The organism is Gammaproteobacteria bacterium (ex Lamellibrachia satsuma) (assembly GCA_019623805.1).
Lineage (GTDB): Bacteria > Pseudomonadota > Gammaproteobacteria > Chromatiales > Chromatiaceae > QGON01.
Genome location: CP053680.1, coordinates 4,221,103 through 4,243,973, shown reverse-complemented (window position 1 = coordinate 4,243,973; position 22,871 = coordinate 4,221,103). Strand labels below are relative to the sequence as shown.

The window sequence follows — 22,871 nt, the reverse complement described above, 5'->3', positions numbered from 1 at the left end:
TGACAGTTTCAAAATGCTCTCTCAATTATGAATTGTGTGTGGCTTCACTCATATTTTCTCAACAATACACCTTCACTACCGCAGCAGTTTGCGCTGCATTTTTTCACAGTCTGGAGATCGCCCACATCTCCCTCCAGATAGTCGTCTAGAGGACGATTCTCTGTTGCGCAGTCGCAGCCCTTGTCAGGGTAGACATAGACATTTTTCAGCCCGGCACGCTGGGCCTGTTCATAGGCTGACCACAGGGTTTTATTCGGGGTTTCCGGCAGATGGCTGAGCTTGTAGGCAGGAAAGAATTTGGTGATATGCCAGGGGCTGGTCTCGCCCAGGTGTTCCCGCACCCAGCAGGCGATTCGATACAACTCATCAGGGTCATCGTTTCTGCCAGGGATCAGGTTGGAGCGGGTCTCGACGTGGATACCCAGTTCCTGCGCCCTCTCGATCGTGGCGAGGATCTCGCTGACCTTGGCGGTAGGGCAGATGGCATGGTAAAAGTCATCGTGCAGGCTCTTGACGTCGGAACAGAGCACGTCGAGATGGGGTGCAACCAGCTCCAGCGCCTCTTCTGTGACGAAACTGTTCGAGACGTAGACGGTGTAGAGACCAGCCTGATGGGCTTGCTCACATACGTCGATTACATATTCCAGCCAGACTGCCGGTTCGGAATAGGTGAAGGCGATGCCCTGAACCCCCTGTCGAAGGGCGATACCGACCAGCTCTTCGGGCCGAACATAGGCGGCTGTTGATTCGCCCCGGGCCAGGTCTTCCAGCGCGGTCACGCCCCAGGAGATATCCAGGTTATGGCAGCCGCCACAACGAAAACTGCAGCCGTAGCTGCCGACTGACAGGACCTGGGTGCCCGGCCGGTAATGTCGTACCGGTTTCTCTTCTATCGGATTGACATGGATGGCGGAGAGGATGCCGTAGGAGAGATTGTAGAGGGTGCCGTTTCGATTGACATGGGCTTGACAAAAGCCGCGCTGGCCATGGCTGATCTTGCAACGCCAGGGGCAGAGGTGGCAGCGGGTTGTGCCATTGTCCAGTCTCTCCTGTAGAACTGTCTCTATCAGTCGGTAGAGTTCAGGTGCATTGCTGTGCATTATTCACTGTCCATTACTGCTGATGGTGGTGAATCATTGGATTTCTGAGTTGATCAATCAGCAAATTCGTGCCGTTACACAACCATCATAGCAGTTGAACTTTAGCCAAATGCCGTCCACTTTGTAGTCTTTATCCGGCAGGGTGTGCCGGGAGAACCCTTCCGTTGAGACAATTGAGAAACGATGTCTGCCGAGTTGCAGGATATATGGATTCCCCCAATGCCGGGTACCACAGATGAAATTGTGGACCCGCCTTGCCGACCACTCCGTTGTGATATGGAAATCCTCTTCCCCAGGCCAGCTGTGACAGCTTGCCTGTTGCTCATCCTGGGTGGTCAGGCATAAGCTCCCCGACTCCAACTGTTGTAACAGCGTTTGAATCAATGCGTTGCCAACGGTTGCGCACAATCGTTTCAGATCTGTTTCGGAGATGCCGTCAATCACCGGCACCTGCTCCCAGGCAACAATAGGGCCGGCATCAATTAGCTGAACCATTCTGTGCAAAGTTATCCCTATTTTCGATTCGCCATTTCTGAATTGCCAGAAAAGGGGTGATGGGCCACGGTATTGCGGCAGCAGGGAAGGGTGCAGGTTATAGCAACCCAATCTTGGAATTTGTAGTAGGCTGTTTTGCAACTGGTGTGGAAAGCAGGAGACGATTCCTACATCCAAAGCATAGGGTTGTAAACGTTCTCCGGTATCTTGGCGATCCAGGAGTATCACAGGGATGCCGTGTATTGTGGCCACACTCAGGATGGAGTCATTCGCATGTTTCAATAAAACCGGAATATAGGGCCGGGTAGATAGAGATGCTTTTTTCAATCCCACAGCGGAATCTGCTATGGCGATTACTCCTACACTGTGGCCGGAGTTGAGTAGCGCCTTCAGAGTAACCAGTGACTGGATACTTAATGAACCGATAAAAAGTATCGTTAACATAATGGTTAGCTTAGAGAATCTTTGTTTAATCCGCCATGGACATGGCAGATACCCCGTCATTTGTAGGTAATTAGCTGTTCAACATAGGGTTTTAGGGACCTTGGAGGTTTTTTTCTTGAACTATACTTTCGTTATCAATAGATACATTTCATCCGCATAGACGATGGGAGGAGATGAAGTGTTTGATATTATGAGCTTAAAAGAGATTTAGTGGTTGTTTTTCCGACTCAGGTAACCCGATGCATGAATAACCATGCAGACATTTCCCAGTTAATTCTTGATAAAGCCCTGGAGCTTGCAGGCTACAAGTCGTGGGAGACGCTACGGCTGTATGAGATTGCCGAAGCACTGGAGATCTCTCTAGACGATATTCGGCAATACTACCCACAGAAAGATGATCTGGTGGATGCCTGGTTTGATCGAGCTGATCAAGCCATGCTTCTTTTCGCATCCAGCGGGCAATTGCAACAATACCCGATCCGTGAACGTATAAAGCAGGTCTACATGGCTTGGTTGAGCAGCTTGGCGCCGTATAGAAAAGTAACCGGCGACATGCTGCTCTATAAATTGGAGCCTGCACATATCCATTTGCAGGTTTTGGGCTTGTTGCGAATCAGCCGAACGGTTCAATGGATGCGTGAGGCTATCATGAGTAACACAACCCACTTCTGCAGGATCTCTGAGGAGGTAGGATTAACCTCTCTTTATGTTGCTACTTTCATCTACTGGTTAGGTGATGATTCTTTTGAGTCGAAAAGAACCCAAGTCTTTCTTGAACGACAGCTGCTTCGTGCAGAAAGCCTGATCAACAGACTCAAATGGTTCACTCCCAAAGAGCATCCGCCGACTCCCGAACTCTCCAAGAGTGTGGGCTAGAAGGTGGTGTGGCTGCCAGTATACTTTCAACTGATAGATGGACACCATCACCCACACCCTTGTCGGTGTACTCGCAATCCAAACGGGGCTACTTAAGCCGCTGGCGCTATCCCTGCCCAGCCGGGCGCGTCTCTTGACAGTTACCTGTCTGGCAGCAGCCTTTCCAGACATTGATTACGTTGGAATATTGTTCGATCCACTTTCGTTTATAACAGATTGGCACCGGGGGCCAACCCACTCATTTTTAATGCTGCCAGTGTGGGCGCTCCTGTTGGGCTGGTTGTTTGCTGCTTTTGGCGGCCAATTACAGCATCGGGGGCTCTACACTGCGATCGCCGCTATTGCTCTGACTTCTCATATCCTTACTGACATTATCACTCCCTGGGGGACACAGATTTTTTGGCCCCTGTCCGATTACCGGGCAGTGCTCGCGACGACGTTTGTGATTGATCCCCTGTTTACCGGTATTGTGGTTATGGGGCTGGCATCTAAGGTCTACTGTAGATCGGAAAGGTTTGCACGATTAGGAGTAGCCGTCATGATCCTTTATCTTGGGCTGCAGGGCCTGCTGCAGCATCAGGCATACCAGATTGCCAAAACATACAGCACACAGGAGGGTTTCAGAGAGGCCAAAATAACGGTTCTTCCGCAGCCGTTCTCACCTGCCCACTGGAAACTTATTGTGAATGAAAGCGATAGGTACCACATCGCATATGCAGATCTTTTCTCTTTCGATCTCATGGTGGATGTAAATGAACGTGCAGGGGTACTGTCCAGACTCGTTGCAGCCTACCGTCCTTTAACGCAGTTAGTGTGGCAACAGGAGACCCGTTATGGGGATGAGCCCAATATACAAGCACTGGTACGTCAGGCATGGGCGCAGGAAGAATTTTCCCGCTATCGCCGGTTTGCACAGATCCCTCTCCTCTACGGTGTCAGTCAGGAAGAAGAGCGGTTTTGTGCCTGGTTTGCCGATTCCCGTTATATGCTGCCGCTGATACCGCCGCCGTTTCGTTATGGAATGTGCCGAATGGCGGGAGGGGAGTGGCAGGTTGTCAGGCAGGTTCCTGATGTATGAACGGTACCTGATGTTCTTTTCGATATTACTCTGATTTCTACCTTTCCATGCCTCTGTGTGATTGATATTTACTGCTATACTTTTCGGCTCTTCCCCTGATCAGGTGGGCAGGTTAGCGTAATCCACTATGAGAGAGAAAGATCTATACGCCCAGATTTTGGGTATCAAGAGTCCCTGCAGGTTAGCAGAGTAGAGCTGGCTGTGTCAGAAGGTGAGGTAACGGTCCACGTAGAGCAGGAGGAAGGAGCCAAGCTGTGTTGCCCAACCTGCTGACAGATCTCACCAGGCTATGATTCATGCAAACGCCGCTGGAGACACTTGGATAGCTGTCAGTACAAGATCATTCTGGTGGCGGATGTTCCCAGAGTGAAGTGCGAAGAGCATGGTGTGGTCACAATGTCAGTTCCCTGGGCCGAACCTGGCTCTGGCTTTACGGCAATGTTTGAGGCGCTGGTGATTGATTGGTTGAAAGAGGCATCCATCTCTGCGGTTTCCCGATTGATGGGGCTGAGCTGGAATGCCATAGATGGGATCATGCAGCGATCGGTTGAGCGAGGACTGGCTCGCAGAGAAGAGATCTACCCGACGCATATTGGCGTTGATGAAACGGCTTTCAAGAAGCGCCATGATTACGTGACAGTTGTATCAGACCAAGAGGTAGGAACATTGCTACACGTTGGTAGTGACCGCAAGAAGGCGACACTCAAGGCGTGGTATGACAGTCTGACAGAAGAACTGCGAGAGGCGATAGAGAGTGTTTCCATGGATATGTGGCCAGCCTTTATCAATGCCACACTGGAAAGCCTACCTGAAGCTGAGGAGAAAATCGCCTTTGATAAATTCCATGTTGCCAAATATCTCGGTGAAGCCGTAGACAAAGTTCGCCGCGAAGAACACAAGGCATTGATCGCAGAAGGCTATCAAGACCTCAAAGGAAGCAAGTATGACTGGCTCTACAACCCTGAGAACATTACGCGCAAACAAGAAGGGTCGGTTCAAGGTATTGCGCGACAGCACACTGAAAACAGCTCGTGCTTGGGCCATTCAAGCGCACATCGAGGAAACAGCGCTAGCGGCATGGCGCGCTATCTGATGCTCTACCGGTCAATCTCTCAATGACCTCCTGTACAGGTGACTGTGACATTTCGGACAGGGATTGACCCCTCTTTCTGTGCCAGTCCAGGTCTCTTCACAGAGCACGCATTCATACCGGACAGGTTCCCCGAGGTTAACTTCCGGCTTGGGTGGCTTCCTTGGTATTTATATTGAATCGGATGGGTGTGCTTCAGTCAATGTGCCGCCATCAAATACAGATTCCGTATGCATCTTTATCTGTGTCTTTGCTTTATTTGCTTTGATTTTGGCCTCATCTTTATCAATCTGTGCCGATAGTTCCTGTTGCATCACTACAATGCGGATCTCCTGGCGTGGGTAGTAAATCCACTGCTTATTGTCTATTCGGTCAAATAGAAAATGTCTGAGCGCCTGTTGAAAACCACCCACTTTCCGACTTAGCGTTATGTTTCGGAAAATACGCAGTGTCTCCAACAGATCAACCTGGACAACCCCGACCCGTTTACCCTCAAAATTTGCTGCATTGATCAGGACCTTTTTATCTGGACGTTTCAGAATGATTCCGAGTTTTACCCCTGCAATTTGGCACACTGCGTCCACTGTTATCCCATTGAGTCTATGATCTGCCAGCCAGTACTCTGGCGAAATTCTGCGCCCTTTGGTAAGTTTTATGGAGCGTTTGTACACTTGATGGGAGTAACGGCTGTACACGGAATGGGCATGGATGTAATCTGGTAACCTGATGGAATCACATTTTTGGAACAGCTGTTTGGCCATTAGTGCAACCGAGAGGTAGAAAGAGTACTCGCATTGCTCAACCTTATTCCCTTCAAATCCCCGTAATGCATGGGCAAAGTGCCATTGATTGATCTCCCCCTTCCGTGCGATCAATGGTGCATGGCACGATGGGCACACACAGCCGCATTCTTTCCCTTTTTGAACTTTGGAGACGTCAACCAGCTGTTCATCGGTCTTTCGAAGAGTGAATGGGATCAAGGTCAGATGTTTGCCGTGCTTTTTGTATCCCATACCGTAGTGTCAAAGTTTGCTGCCAATTTCGTCTGGGAAAATACCGGAGGTAAGCTCAATCTTCGCCAACGGACTATGCAGGCATTCACCCAAGCAGCCAACCTTGCAACCGATCAGACAGAAAAAAGTTAAAGCGCAAATAATGAGCTCAAGAAGATGACATGGGACAGTGCAATCCAGAATGGGCGGTATAATTCGCTTCGCTCTGCTCAATCATAACTCACTGATTCAGATTGCAAGTTATACGGAATGAATCAGTATTCTCCGTATAACTTGTTCCTGGCGAATTACTATTCACGCGGCAACAGTCGAAAGGGAGTTGGATAAGTAGAGAGTAGGAATTTTATGCTTGGCTGCGTGCAATGGAGAGTGAAGCAAAGGTGCGCAGTCTCTGTTAGGCGCATGGTTAGAGTGGCGATGGACGAAGCTTTATCGCCAGCATCAAGCTTGAAATGATGTGGCGAAGTGGTACCGGGGGCAGGGCTTCACGCCAGACTTTCAGCGCCAATATTTGATACAGCAGGGCCATTACCTGTTTGTGGGCTGAAGTAGAGCGCCCCTTATCAACATAATGTAGATAGGCAGGGCGGTGTGGCCACATTGCCTAAAACACGGCTTTTCAGACAATTCCTACAGATAGGAAGGATATTGCTGATGCGTTTTCTCGATGCGGGATAGTATATTAATTCCCAGCAAGGACAGCCGATAAAGATCGGATGGGCGCAAGGATGCACCCCCTTGTATTAAGGTCAGGCTCATGGATGACGGCTGGCCAGGCACCAGGGAAGGTGCCGACCTCTCGAAGGCCCGCTCCAAGGATTGGAGTGGGCTTTCTTCTTTGCTTGGTCGTTGTGGCTACACGGTAGCTGGTATCGAGGGGGCCAACAGTTGTTTGGCACTAATGTTGAAGAATAACAGTGCTCCGCCGTCGTTACGCCTTGGCGCTTTCGATCAAACTATCTTAAAGATTGGCCGAAGTCGTCACATGATAACCATAGGTGTAGACCTTTTCAGTAATATGTCGTCTAATTTGTAGTAATTTGGGCTGGCATCTTCAGACGATGTTGCAATTGTAAGTTACCAGGGTAAGTCTAAGATGTGCACCAGTGCTCGATGCGGCCAAAGTTGCTCTCTCCTATATTTGGTGGATTGTTGTTGAGTTCACCTTATGTCACACCCTTACCGCAAATCCGATATAGTAGCCGCAGCTCGTAGAGCCTTAATCGCTGCAGATCCCACCTTTTATTCCTGGTCTCATGAGCAACAGGAGATATTTCGAGCCACGATGGGCGATGATGTGATATATCGCATTCGGCACTTACTTCTGGCCAGCTTGCGCGGGATCGAGTGCCATTCGGAACAGGAGGCCAACGATGCCTGGGAGGCTGTTTCCATCTCTGACCTTTATTCGCTCAACTGGGCCATGCTACTCACTAGTGGTATAGGGGAAGACCACATCTACCTGAACGAATCCATGGAAGACGGCACCAGCATCCTGGATGTCTCCACGCTCTATGAATATGACTATGCTGACTATCTGTTCCAGGAGCACGCCAGATTTCGGGACTTTTCAGAGTACGCAGGCTCGCGCTACTACGGTATATCTCATGGCTGGTGGATCCGCCTTCTGATCGACGGTCAGTTATATTACGCTACGGTAACCTCGCTGACGACGCACCTGATGGGAGAGATCGAAGAAGCCGCTAATGGCCATATCGATAACCTGATCCCCAGTGAATTGATCGAAGGGGAGAGCAACGGCAAACGGCAAGGTGGTGGTTTTTTGTGGGACATGCGCACCGATGCCAATGGTCTCGAAGGCCAACTTGATGAACTGAAGCGCCGCTGGTGGGCTTACCAGGATGAGCGGCGCGATATTTTGGGAGAGGAGCTTGCTTCTTGGGAGCCGGCCGTCTATATGAAGGAAGAGAATTGGGACGATGACCCCAGCCGATCCTATATTTTTACTAACGCCGAGTCCCTCCAGCGTGTCCGTTGGAGACATTATCTATCTGATTGTGCCTCACTCCTGACGCCACTTGCCGAAACCGATACTCTACTTAAACGTGAAGCTGGCCTGACTATTGCGTTTCTGGATGAAGCGCACGCGGACATCATGGAGAACTTTGATCCCAAGGTAATAAAGTTAAGGAAAAAGAAAAAAATTATCATGGCGTCCGGTGTTTTCGATGAGCTTGGACAGATCTCCAGTAAATTAAGTGATGATGACGAATCTTGAGCGGTGACCTGTTATTCAATTTTTGAAGGCGGTCATGAAGGCCGCCAGTAGTAGTCAGTTCCTTTCATACTGAATGTTGATATGTTCGCACATCTCTTCAGTAAGGCGATCAAGATTCAACGGACTCAATTCCCCATTGGTCAGCCTGGTGATCTCCTGCTGTGTGTTGACTCAAAAGGAAAGCGCAGGCTTGGGTGATGTCCCAACCGTGGGTCTCCATGATTTCCGTATTCTTGCTATCATACAGCGCGTTACTGACCTCTGGGATCAGTTCGTAGGTCGAAAGAAGACAGGCGATATCTATCGCGTCCTTTCTGCGCATATCTCTGGTACGGTCCGTCCATGCAATGATTTTCAAGAGGACCATCCCGGCTGGCTTGGCCACCGGCACGTCAGGCACGGGCGATGCGTTGTTCCAGTTTTGCCGGATTCCAGGGCATATCCAGGTTGATCACTACATCGGCCACCTGAAGATTGAGTCCTACGGAGCCTGAGTCGGTGGTGAGGAATAGCCGGCAATCGGGATCGTCCTTGAAACGTCGGATCTCTTCATGGTGTTTTGGTATGCCAGGCGTGTCCCAGCCCCATCTCCCAGCCTGCTCTCGGACCAGCTGCAGCATGCGCGCCCATTCGGAAAATATAATGATCTTGTGGTCGCCATTGACTCTTTGGTCTTTTACCAGGCATTTCATAGCATGAGGACACTTGGCCTTAAAGTGCTTTGCGCAGCTCTCATACGTCGAAACTGGTGGAGGATGAGCATAAGATCAAGGAGTTGCATGCCAGTGTCTAGCAGTTGACGATGCAATGTGGTTTCTTAGAACAAGGCCTGGTAAGGGTTCACGATCCGAAAGCAACAAATGATTGATAGGCATTCACTACATGCCAGTGTCAGTTGCTGTGGCGTTTTTGGGTTTTCGATGGTACTTTGTCGCCAGTTTCCAAACGCCAAATCACTATGCGGAGTGGCAAGGCGGGCGGTAATCGACTTAACCTATTGAAATATACAAAAATAAGGCAGCCTACAAAGCCATGGATCTTGGTCAGATTTCGACCTAAGCCTCCATTGTCTTTTGTAATTTGCTGCCTCACTCATCCGCCCGGATGGCGAAATTGGTAGACGCAAGAGACTTAAAATCTCTCGACCTTTGGGTCGTGCCGGTTCGATTCCGGCTCCGGGCACCATTCCTCTACCCGCTATTTGGGTAGTATCAATTCCTCATTCCAACCTGCCCACACTTGTCTATACTGCGGGAAACGCTCTTATATGTTTCCTCACGGAAGTAGGCAATGGCACGGCAAACTAAACGTCCCGTATTTCTCAATCTGCTTCAGATCAAACTGCCTGCTGCAGCTCTCTTGTCCGTTGCCCATCGGGCTACTGGCATTGTGATGTTTCTGTTGATTCCTTTTTGCATCTATCTGCTTGAGATGTCCGTATCCGATGAAGCGGGTTTTCATCAGGTTTTGGCCATGATCGACAGTTTGCCTTTTCAACTACTGCTGTTTCTGATGCTTTGGATTTTGCTGCATCATCTGCTGGCAGGCATTCGTTATCTCATGATTGATATGGACCTTGGTGTGGATAGAGTTGTCGCCCGTAGGAGTGCCTGGCTGGTGATTTTTAGTGGTTTTGCTTCGGCCTCCCTCTTGGGAGTGCTTTTGTGAGCCGAAGTATCTCGGGGCTTCGAGCCTGGATATTCCAACGCATTACTGCTATCTATCTGGCGGTCTTTGTGCCGATTGCATTGGGGTATTTGTTCTTTTCCCCAGTAACGAACTATCAGCAGTGGGTTGAGCTGCTTAGTTCTCCCTGGGTAAATACTTCTCTCTTACTGTTCGTTTTCGCAATCCTGCTGCATGGGTGGATCGGTATCAGGGACGTGGTGATTGACTACGTTCAACCGTTCCCTGCCCGGATAGGGCTGCTGGTTCTGGTTGGGCTGGGATTGGTTGCCTGCGGAGCCTGGGCTGCACGTATCCTGTTTAACGTAATAGGTGTGGTATGAAACTCCCCCGCAGAAGATTCGATACCTTGATTCTGGGTGCCGGGGGCGCTGGTCTGCGGGCTTCACTTCAACTCGCGGAGGCTGAGGCGAGAGTTGCCGTCGTGACGAAGGTTTTTCCCACGCGCTCCCACACCGTCGCTGCGCAGGGGGGTGTCAATGCCGCCTTGGCCAATGTCTCTCCAGACAACTGGCATTGGCATATGTATGACACGGTCAAAGGCAGTGATTACCTGGGTGATCAGGATGCTATCGAGTATATGTGCCGATCTGCCTCCAGGGTTGTTTATGAGCTGGAACACTTCGGTGTCCCATTCTCCCGTCTTGAAAATGGCCGTATCTATCAGCGGGCCTTCGGCGGACAGAGTCAGAATTTCGGTGAGGGACAGGCTTCCAGAACCTGTGCGGCGGCTGACCGGACGGGACACGCCATACTTCACTCACTCTATCAACAGAACATTCGGGCCAAGACCCATTTCTTTGACGAGTTCTTCGCGATTGACCTGATAAAGGATGATGAAGGGGTCATTCTTGGTGCCCTGGTGCTGGAGATCGCAACTGGAGAGCCGCTGCTCATCGAGGCCAAGACCACACTGATTGCCACGGGTGGCTGTGGGCAATTGTTTCGCACCAACACCAATGCACATATCAATACCGGCGACGGCATGGCGATGGCACTGCGTGCCGGTATCCCATTGCAGGATATGGAGTTTTTTCAGTTTCATCCAACAGGCATTGCCGGTAAGGGAATGTTGATCACAGAGGCTGCGCGGGGCGAGGGAGGCTATCTGATCAATGGCGAGGGTGAGCGGTTTATGGAACGCTATGCACCTAATGCCAAGGATCTTGCCAGCCGTGATGTGGTCAGCCGTGCCATCTCCACCGAGATACGAGAAGGGCTGGGATGTGGGCCTGACAAGGATCATGTGCTGCTCAAGGTGGATCACTTGGGAAAGGAGGTTGTTCACAAGCGGCTACCGGGTATTCGGGATCTGAGCCGGACATTTCTCCATATCGACCCGGCCAAGGCACCGATTCCGGTCTTTCCTACTGCGCACTACGTCATGGGAGGGATTCCCTCCGACCGATATGGACAGGTGGTGGTACCGGTGCGAAATGGACCAGAGGAGGTTATTCCCGGACTTTATGCTGCCGGTGAATGTGCCTGCGTTTCCATCCATGGGGCTAACCGGCTAGGTGGCAACTCACTTTTGGATATTCTGGTCTTTGGACGCTCTGCCGGTAACCGCATTATCGAGTATTTGCAGGAGAACCGCTATCATCGCCTGATGAACGATGCAGGCGTGGAGAAAGCGATGGCACGACTGCAGCGCTGGAATTTGCGCGGCGAAGGTGAAACTGTCGACAATCTGCGTAAGGACCTGAAGCGGGTGATGGAGGAACACTGCGGTGTCTTCAGAAATGAGGATGTGATGCAACAAGGGGTTACTGAATTAAAGCGTCTGCGCGAACGTCTTCCCGATGTGCGGCTGCGTGATACCAGCAGGATATTCAATACCGCCAGGATCGAAGCGCTGGAACTGGAAAATCTGATGGACATCGCAATGGCCACCATGATGTCTGCAGCAGCTCGAAAAGAGAGTCGTGGAGCACATTCACGTGTTGACTACCCTGATCGCGATGACATCAATTGGATGAAGCACAGTCTCTACTATCTTGAAGAGGACCGCCTGGATTTCAAACCCGTCCGGACCCGCCCGTTATCAGTTGATAGTTTTCCGCCAAAGGAGCGCGTCTATTGATCATTTTGTTTGCAGCGTTCGGGTAAGCGTATGCGTTTCCGCATCTACCGCTACAATCCGGATCAAGACAGGGAACCCTACATGCAGGATTTCGAACTTGCTGAGGTCCCTTCGGGCATGATGTTGCGTGATGCCCTGCTAGCGCTAAAAGCACAGGATGAAACGCTCAGTTTCCGACACTCCTGCGGAGAAGGGGTTTGTGGTTCGGATGGGATGAATATCAACGGCCGAAATGGACTTGCCTGCATTACACCACTGGCTGAGTTGAAAGAACCGATTGAAGTCAGGCCATTCCCAGGGGTACCGGTTATTCGGGATCTTATAGTGGACATGCAGGGGTTTTATAAACAGTATCGTTCCGTAAAACCCTATCTGATCCGCCAAGATCCAGAGCCAGAGGTTGAAAATCTGCAAATGCCGGAAGAGCGGGACAGGCTTGACGGGCTATATGAGTGTATTTTGTGTGGTTGCTGCACAACATCCTGTCCCTCCTTCTGGTGGAATCCCGATAAATTTCTTGGCCCGGCTGCCTTATTGCAGGCTTGGCGTTTCCTGGCTGACTCCAGAGATCAGGCAGAGAGTGATCGACTCGATGCACTGGATGGCCCATACCGGCTGTTTCGCTGTCATACCGTTATGAATTGTGTCGATGTCTGTCCCAAGGGATTGAATCCCACCCGCGCCATTGGGCATATTCGTGACCTGATGTTGAAAAAATCGATTTAGGCACTATTAGCCATTCTATATTTTTCGATGCAACCCCGGATCGTTTTCAACGAGCAGGACCCGCGATGCTGAGTTGTTCTGACCTGCCCTCATTTGGCGCCTGTATTTTATGACTGTAACAATCTGAAACAGTTTTCCTGTGCGTCGAAATAATTGCGAAACAGCTAGCTCTCATACTGCACAGCGTGGATTGAGTGTGTAGCGAATTGCGTCTATACACAGTATCAAGCCATCATGCGAACCCATATGAGGAGAATTTAGATGAAAAAAAGTTTGAATACCGTGGCAGGGATTGTGGCTTTGACGATAGGATCCATCAGTGCCGAAGCGGCAGATTATGCAGACATGAGCAATGAAGAATTGGTACAGATGCGATCACAGGTTCGGGAACAGTCCTATGAAGATCGTGAAGGTTATCGTACAGAGATGCAGAACAGAATGCAGTCAATGGACAGTGAAGAGCGCTCTCTGTTTCGTCAGATGAATGAAACGGGCGAACAGGGAGAGGGTAGTGGAAAGATGAATCGCTATGGTCAGGGTGGCGGCAACGGTTCCGGTAATAAATATCGCTATGGTCAAGGCTCCAGCCAAGGTTCCAGCCAGGCGTATGGGAGTGGTTATGGCTCACGCAGCGGTGGTGGCTCCGGTGGCGGCAGGGGACGTGGTCATTAATGCGGTCGCTACGCGCACCATATATGCTGTTACTTCCAGTAGTGGCCGTGGCCACTACTGGTTGCCAGAGTCTTGGTGTAAATGAGTCAAATTCCTTCTTTGTTGGCCGCTATACCCAATATGTGCTGGGGGAGATACCAAATCAGTATGCTGATTTAAGCAATCCTTTGCCCGTTTCTTCAGAAAATATCTCTGATGGAAAAAAACTCTATCAAGCACAATGCCCGGTGTGCCATGGTGTTTCTGGTGAAGGGGATGGCCCGGCAGGAAAGCTGTTGGTTCCCAGTCCGGCCAACCTTGCGATTACCCGTAGATTACCAGTCGCTACAGATGCCTTTATTTTCTGGACCTTATCGGAAGGTGGTGAGCCGTTTGGAACAGCTATGCCTGCATTTGGCAATCAGCTCACTGATAAGGAGATATGGCAGATTGCCCTCTACATAAACACTGGTTTTTCCCTTTGATATAAGGAATATCCTAATGATGACTAAACGGCCCGCATGGGTCTGGATTGCTGCCATCGTCGCAGTGGTCTTTGGCATATTGACCATTAAATCAGGTGGCAGCGTACTTTTCATAGATGGTGAAGCCAGGCGTGCTGCTGGAAACACTGTGGATTTTGTACTTTGGTTCAACTTTTCTGCGGGGTTTGTCTATATCGCAACCGGAATTGGTATCTGGTTGGAAAAAGCCTGGGCTCCAGCAGCTGCGATTACCATCGCAACATTGACATTATCGGTCTTCGTCGCCTTTGGGATTCATATCGTTTTTGGTGGTGAGTATGAACTGCGCACTGTTGCCGCCATGACTTTGCGGTCTGTGGTTTGGATCGTAATCGGAATTACGGGCTATCGGGCCATGTATCCACACCAGCTGCAGGATAGGACTCAATAACTGACCGCATTGCACCACATGGCAGTGTTGAGACATACTGAGTCATACCCGTTGAGGTTCAGTGAATGCCTATGAGTGGAACTGCGGAAATCAACCGCTTACGCTGGCAGTGCCGCCGGGGTATGCTGGAACTCGATTTGCTGTTGTTTGCCTTTCTTGAAAATGAGTATCCCTCTCTCGACAGGGAGGCGCGAAAGGATTTTGCAACTTTACTGGAATATCAGGACCAAACTCTACAGTCCTGGCTTATCTCAGGCAGCAAGATTTCTGATAAGCAAATGGTCAAGATTGTGAAGATTATCCGGCAGGGAGGCCGTGATCATGAGGCGGAATGCTGAACCGATAATTCTTCAGCCCGGCAGATCCCCAGTGCAGCAGGTGGTATTGTCCGCTATTTATGGTGCAGGTTTGTTGGCGCTCTTATCAGCTGAGTTGTCTTCCGGATCCAAAGCCGTGTTGACTTTGTGCGTGTTCGCACATTTCATCTGGACGATTGCCCTGATAAGGGGAAGTATTAAAAGCGCATCGATCAGTCGCTTGGTGTGGGAACCGGAAGGTAGCTGGAAACTGACATTTTCAGATGGACGGCAGCTATACGCACAACTCAAGCCGTCAAGTTTTTGCAGGCCCTGGCTGATCATCCTCAATTTTTCCATTGGGAGATTTCAACCACAGCATTCCGTTATTTTGACGAGAGGGAGTTTGGACAAAAGGACTGCGCGTACCTTGCGCAAGCGACTTCTCAGGGAGAGAATGCTTGCTGGCCGTTCAAAGCAAAGCGGAAGGGTGAACCTATGAGGTTCATCCTTCATTAAAACAATTGTCTATGCATTGGAGACTCGGCGAGCTATCTGCAGATGTCAACATCCGCCTCAATCATCATCTCGACGATGACTTCAATCTCATCCGGATTAGTCTCTGCGAGTTCACGTAATTCTGCACAACTGACTATAAGTGTGTCTTTCATGGTAGTCACCACAACGTTAAATAATTAAATACTAATATAGTCGTTGCTTTATGGGAAGTCAACTCTTTTTCTGCGAAGGAAGTCAAAGTTTATGTCGATAGATCAATGAGATATGACGTACTGAGGATCCGGGAAAGATAATTACGAAGTAAATTCACTGAATTCGTCCCATTATTACTAAACCGGGTTGGCTCCTCCGGTTCATCCCGTGGAGTCATTGATAAAGAGAATAATTGTTTGGAGGAGAGGAGAATGAAACTGGAGACACTGGCAATTCATGCCGGCTACGAGCCTGACCCCACGACCAAGGCCGTCGCCGTTCCCATCTATCAGACCACATCCTACGCGTTCGACAGTACGCAGCATGGCGCTGATCTGTTTGACCTCAAGGTGCAGGGCAACATCTACACCCGCATCATGAACCCAACCTCGGATGTGCTGGAAAAGCGGGTGGCTGCACTGGAAGGGGGTGTTGGCTCCCTGGCGTTGGCCTCAGGCATGTCAGCGATTACCTATGCGATCTTCACGATTGCTGAATCAGGTGACAATATCGTCACGACATCCACTCTGTATGGCGGAACCTTCAACCTGTTTGCTCATACACTGCCGCAGTTGGGTATAGAGGTCCGTTTTGCCGCACCGAACGAAATCGATGGAATGGCGGCATTGATCGACGACCGTACTAAAGCCGTCTTCTGTGAGTCGATCGGCAACCCCGCCGGTAACGTGGCGGATCTGGCGGCAATAGCGGATATGGCGCACGCACACGGTGTGCCGGTTATTGTCGATAATACAGTTCCAACACCCTATCTTTGTCGCCCCTTTGAACACGGTTGCGACATTGTCGTCCATGCCTTGACGAAATACATGGGTGGTCACGGTACCACGATTGGTGGTGCACTGGTCGATTCCGGCAAGTTTCCCTGGGCAGAACACAAGACGCGCTTCAATCGCCTCAACGAACCTGATATCTCCTACCATGGCGTGGTCTATACCGAAGCGTTGGGAGAGGCGGCCTATATCGGTCGGGCCCGGGTCGTCCCATTGCGCAACATGGGCGCAGCCATCTCTCCTTTCAACAGTTTCCAGATCCTCCAGGGGATCGAAACCCTGCCGGTGAGAATGGACAGGCACTGTGAGAATGCGTTGGCGGTGGCAAAACACCTACAGTCGCATGAACAGATCCAATGGGTCAGATATGCGGGGTTGGATGAGAGTCCGGACAAGGCGTTGGTGGATAAATATATGAATGGACATGCCTCCAGCATACTCAGTTTCGGCATCAAGGGGGGAATTGAAGCCGGTACAAAATTCATCGATGCCTTGCAACTGGCAGTGCGTCTGGTGAATATCGGTGATGCCAAGACGCTTGCCTGTCACCCAGCCACAACCACCCATCGGCAGCTTAATCAGGAGGAGATGGAAAGAGCGGGTGTTTCAGAGGATCTGGTACGCCTCTCTGTTGGTCTGGAGCATATCGACGATATTCTCACCGATATCGATCAGGCGCTGGCGGCGGCTAAGTAGTGTTCGATATGAAATTTCGTTATGAAATAATCGATTCAGAAAGGGTTTACGATGGCTTTCTGAAATTGAACCGCTACCGGCTCAAGCATGATCTCTACGAGGGTGGCAGCAGCCGGGAACTGATCCGCGAGCGGCTGGAAGGGTTGCAGGCCGCTTCGGTTTTACTCTATGACCCAAATCTGGATCAGGTCGTTCTGGTGGAACAGTTTCGTATCGGTGCATTGGAACATCAGAATCCTCCCTGGGTACTGGAGACGGTGGGCGGTTACATTGGTGAAAATGAATCCCCGGAGGCCGTGGCACGCAGGGAGGCGGAGGAGGAGGCCAACTGCAAAATCACCGAGTTGGAATCGATATGTACCGTGATGGTGAGTCCTGGCCACTCCGTGGATCAGATTTTTCTCTTTTGTGGCCGGGTGGATGCCTCGCAGGCAGGTGGCGTCTTTGGCCTGGATCATGAGGGAGAGGATATCCGGGTGGTTGTCATGGATGCGGAGCAAATCATTTCAGAGCTCTATGATGGCCGCGCCAATTCCACCAGCATCATTATTGCCGTACAGTGGTTGGAAAAAGAGCGTGAAACCCTGCGTGCCCGATGGTTATCTCTTTGATCTTGGTGAAACCCATCGCTCTATTTCCTGTCTACACTACGCCAGTTCTGCTCAGCCTTAATCCCCCAAGTTTTTTCAGGAGTAAATGAATGTCGACCATATCGAGAAAATGGGTGATCCTGTTGCCGATCCTTTTGGGTGTCGCGATATTCATATTCCTGAAGCAGGGCAAGGTACCGCCAGTGCAACAGGAACCCGCAGAGATTCCCAAGCTCGTCAGGAGTATCTCGATTCCCAGTCTCAATGTAGTCCCCAAGGCCGTCGGTCACGGGACAGTGCGTCCGGTTTTTACCTGGGACGCTGTGGCACAGGTTAGCGGCAAGATCCTTGAGAAACATCCGAAGCTGAAAAAAGGGGCCATCATCCCGGCTGGACAACCGTTGCTTCGAATCGATCCCACGGATTTCGAGTTGGCAATCACTCAGATCAAAGCCGATATTCAGGCCAGTCAGGCACAACTTCAGGAACTCGATGCCAAAGCAACCAATACTCGTGCTGCCCTGGCCATTGAAGAGCGAGCCCTGCGTCTGAATGAATCAGAACTGCAGCGTAAGAAAAAACTGATTGGAAAGGGGGGCGTCAGCCGCTCAGATCTGGAGAGTCAGGAACAAGCCCTGTTGGCGCAGAAACAGAAACTGCAGTCGCAGGAGAACACACTCAATCTGCTCCCCAGTCAAAAAGCACTGGTGGAGGCTCAGTTGGCACGCCATCAGGCGAAGCTGGCTACCGCTGAGCGGGATCTTCAGCACACTAAAGTGCAAATGCCATTTACAGGGCGCATTGCCGAAGTCAATTTTGAAAAGGAGCAATATGTCAGGGTGGGTGAGATTCTGGTCGAGGCAGACGATCTGCAGCGTGCCGAAATAGAGGTGCAGATCCCGATTGAGCAGATAGCACCACTAATGCGTTCTGAAAAAAACGTGAATATTTTGAATGCAGTGCAATCCGATTCTCATCATTCGTTCGGCATTGCAGCCGAGGTGAAATTGAATCAGGGGCCGCTAAAGGCTGTTTGGCAGGGGCGGGTTGCCCGCATGAGTGACACCCTGGATCCCAAGACAAGAACGGTTGGTGTGATAGTGGAAGTGGACGAACCTTATGCCAACGTGCGGCCTGGTGTGCGTCCACCTCTGCTTAAGGGGCTTTTCGTTGAGGTCACGCTGATGGGAGGCGTACGCACCAACAGTCTTGTGATACCTCGTCTGGCCATACATGACGGTGCGGTCTATCTGGTTAACGCGCAAGACCGTTTGGAGATCCGCAGAGTGGAGATTGAACTGCTGCAGCCGGAATATGCAGTGATTGGCAGTGGAGTGGGGTCTGATGAGCGGCTAGTCATCTCAGACCTGGTCCCCGCCATTGAAGGCATGTTGCTGTCGCCGCAGGCAGATGAGGCAGCTCAAACCATACTGGGCCAACAGGCTGCTGTAGAGGGCGTCCGACCATGATCGAGTTCTTTGCCCGACACCCCACCGCCGGAAATCTGCTGATGCTGTTTCTGGCCATCCTGGGATTAACTGCGCTGCCGGGTTTGCAGCGGGAGACTTTTCCTGACTTTGCCAGTGATGAGATTGAGATACGGGTCGTCTACCCCGGCGCCAGTGCTGAGGACGTGGAAGAGGCGCTATGTCAGCGAATCGAGGATGCAGTCGACGGTATCAGTGACGTAGCTGAGATGCGTTGTGATGCTAAAGAGGGTTTCAGCGTTGCTGTGGTGGAGATGGAAGAGGGGGGAGATCTGCTGCGTTTCAAGGATGACATCAAGACTGAGATCGATGCCATCGACAACTTTCCTGAACAGGTGGAACCACCGGTTATCCGGGAACTGGGTCGTACCGACAGAGTTGTCTCCATTGCGGTTACCGGTCCTATGTCGGTGAGTCATCTGAAAGCCTATGCTGAACAGGTAAAGGATCGATTTCAGGTGCTTCCCGAAGTTTCGCAAGTCGATATCAATGGTTTTTCAGATCACCAACTGCGTATCGAGGTTCCTGCTTCTGCACTGCGTCAATATGGCGTAAGCATGTCTGATATTGCCAATGTCATTGCCCGTCAGGGCGTGGATCTGCCAGCCGGGTCCCTGGAAACAAGAGAACGGGACATTCTTCTCCGCTTCACCGATCTGCGAAGGACACCGGAGGAGTTGGCCAATTTGGTTGTGGTCAGCGCCAGTTCCGGCTCTGAGATACGTCTGGGGGATATCGCGCATATCAGTGACCGCTTTGAACTGGACGAGGACAAAATCCTCTTCAATGGCAAGCGTGCGGCAATTCTCCAGATCAACAAGACCAAGCAGCAGGACACGCTGGTGGTCATAGATGCGGTCTCCAGCTATCTGGATGAATTGCGCTTGACTGCACCCTCAGGTGTGACGTTTGCGCTCACCGAGGATCGCTCATCGGTGGTGCGGGATCGCCTCACTCTGCTGCTGAAGAATGGCGCTCAGGGTCTATTGTTGGTGTTCCTGACCATGTGGCTCTTCTTTCAGGGACGCTTTGCCTTCTGGGTGGCGATGGGGCTGCCGATCTCATTTCTGGGTGCGCTCTTCTTTATGAGCGTACTGGGACTGACTATCAACATGATCACCATGGTGGCGCTGTTGATTGCGATTGGCCTGCTGATGGATGATGCGATCGTTATCGCAGAAAACATCGCTACGCACCTGAAGCGGGGAAAAAACGCCATGCAGGCGGCAATCGATGGAACCCGGCAGGTAGCACCCGGTGTGCGTTCATCATTTCTGACCACAATCGCCGTCTTTGGACCCCTGGCGTTTCTCTCAGGACATCTGGGCAAGGTATTGCAGTTCATACCGATGGTGCTGATCCTGGTGATTGCAGTCAGCCTGATCGAGGCCTTTCTGATCCTGCCGCACCATCTGGCGCACTCATTGAAACACCATGAGCAGGAAACCGGGCGTTTCCGGAAAGCCTTTGACGATCATTTGCTACGTTTCAGGGATGTCACTCTGGGGCGTATCGTAGATAGTGCTATTCATCAACGCTACTGGTTTGTCGGTGGTGTAATCGCCTTGTTCGTGGCCAGTATCGGTATGATGGCGGGAGGCAAACTCAAATTCCAGGCCTTTCCCGATATCGAGGGTGACACCATCGAGGCGCGTATCCTGCTGCCTCAGGGCACTCCCCTATGGCGTACGGAAGCCGTGGTTGAGCGGGTGACTGACGGGCTGAAAAAAGTGGATGAGACGTTCACGCCGTTACAGCCGGGTGGCCAACGTCTGTTGAAGAATGTCCAGATCCGTTACAACTCCAACATGGATGCCAACGAGGCCGGTCCTCATGTTGCCACGGTCACTGTCGATCTGTTGACGGCTGAAGAGCGTAGCGGCTCATTGGACGATGTAATCAATCAGTGGCGTAATGAGGTGGGCGATATCCCTGATCTCGATGCCTTGAGCTTCAAGGAACCGGTAATCGGTCCGGGCGGAATTCCAATGGAGATCCGTCTGGTTGGCGATGACCTGGTTCAGCTCAAGCAGGCATCACGAGAGCTTCAATCCTGGCTGTCACGCTATCGAGGGGTATTCGATGTTACCGACAACCTGCGTCCCGGCAAACCGGAGTTGCGCCTGAGCCTGAAAGAGGGTGCACTCTCTCTGGGCCTGGATGCCTTTACCATTGCCAATCAGTTGCGGGCCGCCTTTTATGGAACCACCGCAACAGAGATCCAGGTCGGGCCTGAGTCCTATGAAATCGATGTCCGGCTCATTGATCAGGATCGTTCCGATCTGACCGATATCGAGATGTTCAGAATCACCACTGCGGCGGGTGACCAGGTTCCCCTTAGTGCGGTTGCACACATTGAACAAGATCGTGGTTACGCCCGTATCCAGCGTGTAAACGGGAGGCGTACCATAACGGTTCAGGGCGACATCGACAGCCGAATCGCCAATGCCGCCGAGATTGTCGGCGATACCAATAAACACTATCTGCCACAGTTGCTGGAACGTTATCCCGGTATCAGTGCCGGTATCGAGGGCGAGTCAAAAAGGACCGCCAAGACAGCAGCCTCCATGCTGCGGGCATTCGGTATCGGTCTTGTCGGTATTTTTATCCTGCTCAGCTTTCAGTTTCGCAGTTATGTCGAGCCGGTTGTCGTCATGACAGTGATACCACTGGCTTTGATTGGTGTTGTTTGGGGCCATCTGTTGATGGGACTCAACCTCACCATGCCGGGTGTCATCGGCTTCGCATCTCTCTCGGGAATTGTGGTGAACGACTCTATTCTGCTGGTTGAATTTTTAAAGCTGCGGGTACGGGAAGGACATGCAATTGTTGAGGCGGCAAAGATGGCGAGTCGGGAGCGGTTCCGCGCGGTGCTGTTGACCTCCATTACAACCATTGCCGGGCTTATCCCACTACTGCTTGAAAAGAGCATGCAGGCGCAAATTCTGATACCCCTGGCTACCAGTATCGTTTTTGGCCTGTTGGCGACCACTATGCTTGTGTTACTGGTGGTACCGGCGTTGTTCAGCATACTGAACGACTTTGGTCTGCTGTCTGAACAGGATGAGGAGGAGACACCGGGAACGCCTGAGTTACCTGTGGAGTAGTTCCACCTTGATCCAGGTTGAGTGTTCGTTGCTGGCGCGGGTTTCCGCCTGCATGCCAGTATTGGATATTCTATTCGAACCGGCTCGGCCGGTGCTGCTGAGGGGAATCCATTCTCCAGGTTTGACACTCACCACCGTTGTGCTTTCGGTGTGCTCGACTGTTTCCTGACGGCGTCCGGGTTGTGCGTGGCGGTTGGTGATCTTCAATCTGATGTGATCACCGATGATCTGCGGCGTTACATGGAAACCGGAGCTGATATCCTGATACTCCGTAGTGCTCTGATATCCAACAACGGGACCAGTGATTACCCCGGTTCCAGTTTCAACAGGCCGGCTGATACCCGTTTTTATGAAGGCGGATTGACCCTCCAGGGTCTGTATCGTCCGGCTGGCATCTGTGTGGCTTTGGGTTGTGTAGCGTTTGATACTGCCTCGTTCTGATTGAGTGCCGATTCTGATGCTGTCGTTCCCGGTGTGAAGTTCAACCTGCTGTCTCTGCTGCTGTGAGGGTGCATGTTCACGAACATGGATCAACATCCGCCTTGGCGCATGGTCGAACCTGTTGATGATCTTTTTTATCTCAGCCAATCGTTCTGGCGAGGTGCGAATAATCAGCTTGTTGTGCATCCCCTCGATCGTGCCCTCAGGACCCATGAAGGGTTTGAGCAGAGGGATCATCTCCTGGGGTGTCCTGCCCTTGAGTTCGAAGATTTCCAAACTCTCTGCCTGCGCCTGGAGTGGAAGAAACATGAGGATGATAATCAGGCAGATGGATTGGGCCATGGAGTTTTCCAATG

General features: G+C 51.3%; 22 protein-coding genes, 1 tRNA gene and 1 pseudogene. 17 read left to right on the top strand and 7 right to left on the bottom strand.

The window, feature by feature from the left end; genetic code table 11:
* Positions 1–44: 44 nt before the first annotated feature.
* Together amrS and HPY30_18340 are read right to left on the bottom strand one after the other, a co-directional pair.
* Positions 45–1,100: an AmmeMemoRadiSam system radical SAM enzyme gene (gene amrS / locus HPY30_18345; protein ID QYZ67775.1), complete on the bottom strand. Its 1,056-nt coding sequence runs from the start codon at positions 1,098–1,100 to the stop codon at positions 45–47.
* 57 nt (positions 1,101–1,157) lie between these two features.
* Positions 1,158–2,099 (bottom strand): hypothetical protein, encoded by a 942-nt coding sequence (locus tag HPY30_18340; GenBank protein ID QYZ67774.1) that lies wholly within the window; start codon positions 2,097–2,099, stop codon positions 1,158–1,160.
* Positions 2,100–2,300: 201 nt separating this feature from the next.
* Here HPY30_18340 and HPY30_18335 point away from each other — a divergent pair.
* From HPY30_18335 to HPY30_18325, 3 genes and pseudogenes are all read left to right on the top strand, one after another.
* Positions 2,301–2,825: pseudogene (locus HPY30_18335) on the top strand (TetR/AcrR family transcriptional regulator).
* Between the two features lie 127 nt (positions 2,826–2,952).
* Entirely contained in the window at positions 2,953–3,993 is a 1,041-nt protein-coding gene (locus HPY30_18330) for a metal-dependent hydrolase (GenBank protein QYZ67773.1), read from the top strand.
* Between the two features lie 318 nt (positions 3,994–4,311).
* Entirely contained in the window at positions 4,312–5,112 is an 801-nt protein-coding gene (locus HPY30_18325; protein QYZ67772.1) for an ISL3 family transposase, read from the top strand.
* Between the two features lie 141 nt (positions 5,113–5,253).
* Here the strand turns inward: HPY30_18325 and HPY30_18320 are convergent, their stop codons facing one another.
* Complete coding sequence (locus tag HPY30_18320) at positions 5,254–6,096, bottom strand: hypothetical protein (GenBank protein QYZ67771.1); 843 nt, start codon at positions 6,094–6,096, stop codon at positions 5,254–5,256.
* Positions 6,097–7,381: 1,285 nt separating this feature from the next.
* On the opposite strand from HPY30_18320, the gene HPY30_18315 reads away from it, so the two are divergent.
* Complete coding sequence (locus HPY30_18315; GenBank protein QYZ67770.1) at positions 7,382–8,335, top strand: hypothetical protein; 954 nt, start codon at positions 7,382–7,384, stop codon at positions 8,333–8,335.
* Between the two features lie 109 nt (positions 8,336–8,444).
* Here the strand turns inward: HPY30_18315 and HPY30_18310 are convergent, their stop codons facing one another.
* The gene (locus HPY30_18310) at positions 8,445–8,735 is read right to left on the bottom strand and encodes a hypothetical protein (GenBank protein QYZ67769.1); all 291 of its coding nucleotides are present in this window, start codon (positions 8,733–8,735) and stop codon (positions 8,445–8,447) included.
* Complete coding sequence (locus tag HPY30_18305; GenBank protein QYZ67768.1) at positions 8,728–9,027, bottom strand: SWF/SNF helicase family protein; 300 nt, start codon at positions 9,025–9,027, stop codon at positions 8,728–8,730. Before HPY30_18305 ends, HPY30_18310 begins: the two co-directional genes overlap by 8 nt.
* A 406-nt stretch (positions 9,028–9,433) precedes the next feature.
* On the opposite strand from HPY30_18305, the gene HPY30_18300 reads away from it, so the two are divergent.
* The 9 genes from HPY30_18300 to HPY30_18260 all read left to right on the top strand — a co-directional run bounded on the left by HPY30_18300 (position 9,434) and on the right by HPY30_18260 (position 14,734).
* Positions 9,434–9,520 (top strand) — tRNA-Leu (locus HPY30_18300).
* A 105-nt stretch (positions 9,521–9,625) separates the two neighbouring features.
* Complete coding sequence (sdhC, locus tag HPY30_18295; protein QYZ67767.1) at positions 9,626–10,003, top strand: succinate dehydrogenase, cytochrome b556 subunit; 378 nt, start codon at positions 9,626–9,628, stop codon at positions 10,001–10,003.
* A complete protein-coding gene (gene sdhD / locus HPY30_18290) occupies positions 10,000–10,344 on the top strand; it encodes a succinate dehydrogenase, hydrophobic membrane anchor protein (protein QYZ67766.1) in 345 nt (114 codons plus the stop codon). Before sdhC ends, sdhD begins: the two co-directional genes overlap by 4 nt.
* On the top strand, positions 10,341–12,104 hold the full coding sequence (gene sdhA / locus HPY30_18285; GenBank protein QYZ67765.1) for a succinate dehydrogenase flavoprotein subunit: 1,764 nt from the start codon (positions 10,341–10,343) through the stop codon (positions 12,102–12,104). The genes sdhD and sdhA overlap by 4 nt, the downstream gene beginning before the upstream one ends.
* A gap of 30 nt (positions 12,105–12,134) precedes the next feature.
* Complete coding sequence (locus HPY30_18280; GenBank protein QYZ68126.1) at positions 12,135–12,830, top strand: succinate dehydrogenase iron-sulfur subunit; 696 nt, start codon at positions 12,135–12,137, stop codon at positions 12,828–12,830.
* A 261-nt stretch (positions 12,831–13,091) separates the two neighbouring features.
* Positions 13,092–13,502 carry a hypothetical protein gene (locus tag HPY30_18275; protein QYZ67764.1) on the top strand — a complete coding sequence of 137 codons (411 nt, stop codon included), beginning with the start codon at positions 13,092–13,094 and terminating at the stop codon, positions 13,500–13,502.
* A gap of 47 nt (positions 13,503–13,549) precedes the next feature.
* Positions 13,550–13,966, top strand: coding sequence for a cytochrome c (locus tag HPY30_18270; protein QYZ67763.1), 417 nt, complete (start codon positions 13,550–13,552; stop codon positions 13,964–13,966).
* A 16-nt stretch (positions 13,967–13,982) separates the two neighbouring features.
* Positions 13,983–14,396, top strand: a complete 414-nt coding sequence (locus tag HPY30_18265) for a hypothetical protein (GenBank protein QYZ67762.1) — start codon at positions 13,983–13,985, stop codon at positions 14,394–14,396.
* Between the two features lie 71 nt (positions 14,397–14,467).
* The gene (locus HPY30_18260; protein QYZ67761.1) at positions 14,468–14,734 is read left to right on the top strand and encodes a succinate dehydrogenase assembly factor 2; all 267 of its coding nucleotides are present in this window, start codon (positions 14,468–14,470) and stop codon (positions 14,732–14,734) included.
* A gap of 57 nt (positions 14,735–14,791) precedes the next feature.
* On the opposite strand, the gene HPY30_18255 is transcribed toward HPY30_18260, so the two are convergent.
* Positions 14,792–15,052 carry a hypothetical protein gene (locus HPY30_18255; protein QYZ67760.1) on the bottom strand — a complete coding sequence of 87 codons (261 nt, stop codon included), beginning with the start codon at positions 15,050–15,052 and terminating at the stop codon, positions 14,792–14,794.
* A gap of 563 nt (positions 15,053–15,615) precedes the next feature.
* On the opposite strand from HPY30_18255, the gene HPY30_18250 reads away from it, so the two are divergent.
* The 4 genes from HPY30_18250 to HPY30_18235 all read left to right on the top strand — a co-directional run bounded on the left by HPY30_18250 (position 15,616) and on the right by HPY30_18235 (position 22,074).
* On the top strand, positions 15,616–16,890 hold the full coding sequence (locus HPY30_18250) for an aminotransferase class I/II-fold pyridoxal phosphate-dependent enzyme (GenBank protein ID QYZ67759.1): 1,275 nt from the start codon (positions 15,616–15,618) through the stop codon (positions 16,888–16,890).
* Between the two features lie 8 nt (positions 16,891–16,898).
* Positions 16,899–17,501 carry an NUDIX domain-containing protein gene (locus HPY30_18245; protein ID QYZ68125.1) on the top strand — a complete coding sequence of 201 codons (603 nt, stop codon included), beginning with the start codon at positions 16,899–16,901 and terminating at the stop codon, positions 17,499–17,501.
* A gap of 89 nt (positions 17,502–17,590) precedes the next feature.
* Positions 17,591–18,949, top strand: a complete 1,359-nt coding sequence (locus HPY30_18240; GenBank protein ID QYZ67758.1) for an HlyD family efflux transporter periplasmic adaptor subunit — start codon at positions 17,591–17,593, stop codon at positions 18,947–18,949.
* The gene (locus HPY30_18235) at positions 18,946–22,074 is read left to right on the top strand and encodes an efflux RND transporter permease subunit (protein ID QYZ67757.1); all 3,129 of its coding nucleotides are present in this window, start codon (positions 18,946–18,948) and stop codon (positions 22,072–22,074) included. Before HPY30_18240 ends, HPY30_18235 begins: the two co-directional genes overlap by 4 nt.
* Here HPY30_18235 and HPY30_18230 read toward each other — a convergent pair.
* On the bottom strand, positions 22,060–22,857 hold the full coding sequence (locus tag HPY30_18230) for a hypothetical protein (GenBank protein QYZ67756.1): 798 nt from the start codon (positions 22,855–22,857) through the stop codon (positions 22,060–22,062). The two genes, HPY30_18235 and HPY30_18230, sit on opposite strands and share 15 nt — an antisense overlap.
* Between the last annotated feature and the right edge of the window lie 14 nt (positions 22,858–22,871).

Excerpts from the sequence above, each read along its gene's own strand:
- amrS (QYZ67775.1), bottom strand. The coding sequence starts at position 1,100 with ATGCACAGCAATGCACCTGAACTCTACCGACTGATAGAGACAGTTCTA.
- HPY30_18340 (QYZ67774.1), bottom strand. The coding sequence starts at position 2,099 with ATGACGGGGTATCTGCCATGTCCATGGCGGATTAAACAAAGATTCTCT.
- HPY30_18330 (QYZ67773.1), top strand. The coding sequence starts at position 2,953 with ATGGACACCATCACCCACACCCTTGTCGGTGTACTCGCAATCCAAACG.
- HPY30_18320 (QYZ67771.1), bottom strand. The coding sequence starts at position 6,096 with ATGGGATACAAAAAGCACGGCAAACATCTGACCTTGATCCCATTCACT.
- HPY30_18315 (QYZ67770.1), top strand. The coding sequence starts at position 7,382 with ATGGGCGATGATGTGATATATCGCATTCGGCACTTACTTCTGGCCAGC.
- HPY30_18305 (QYZ67768.1), bottom strand. The coding sequence starts at position 9,027 with ATGAAATGCCTGGTAAAAGACCAAAGAGTCAATGGCGACCACAAGATC.
- sdhC (QYZ67767.1), top strand. The coding sequence starts at position 9,626 with ATGGCACGGCAAACTAAACGTCCCGTATTTCTCAATCTGCTTCAGATC.
- sdhA (QYZ67765.1), top strand. The coding sequence starts at position 10,341 with ATGAAACTCCCCCGCAGAAGATTCGATACCTTGATTCTGGGTGCCGGG.
- HPY30_18280 (QYZ68126.1), top strand. The coding sequence starts at position 12,135 with ATGCGTTTCCGCATCTACCGCTACAATCCGGATCAAGACAGGGAACCC.
- HPY30_18275 (QYZ67764.1), top strand. The coding sequence starts at position 13,092 with ATGAAAAAAAGTTTGAATACCGTGGCAGGGATTGTGGCTTTGACGATA.
- HPY30_18265 (QYZ67762.1), top strand. The coding sequence starts at position 13,983 with ATGATGACTAAACGGCCCGCATGGGTCTGGATTGCTGCCATCGTCGCA.
- HPY30_18260 (QYZ67761.1), top strand. The coding sequence starts at position 14,468 with ATGAGTGGAACTGCGGAAATCAACCGCTTACGCTGGCAGTGCCGCCGG.
- HPY30_18255 (QYZ67760.1), bottom strand. The coding sequence starts at position 15,052 with ATGGAAAAATTGAGGATGATCAGCCAGGGCCTGCAAAAACTTGACGGC.
- HPY30_18250 (QYZ67759.1), top strand. The coding sequence starts at position 15,616 with ATGAAACTGGAGACACTGGCAATTCATGCCGGCTACGAGCCTGACCCC.
- HPY30_18245 (QYZ68125.1), top strand. The coding sequence starts at position 16,899 with ATGAAATTTCGTTATGAAATAATCGATTCAGAAAGGGTTTACGATGGC.
- HPY30_18240 (QYZ67758.1), top strand. The coding sequence starts at position 17,591 with ATGTCGACCATATCGAGAAAATGGGTGATCCTGTTGCCGATCCTTTTG.
- HPY30_18235 (QYZ67757.1), top strand. The coding sequence starts at position 18,946 with ATGATCGAGTTCTTTGCCCGACACCCCACCGCCGGAAATCTGCTGATG.
- HPY30_18230 (QYZ67756.1), bottom strand. The coding sequence starts at position 22,857 with ATGGCCCAATCCATCTGCCTGATTATCATCCTCATGTTTCTTCCACTC.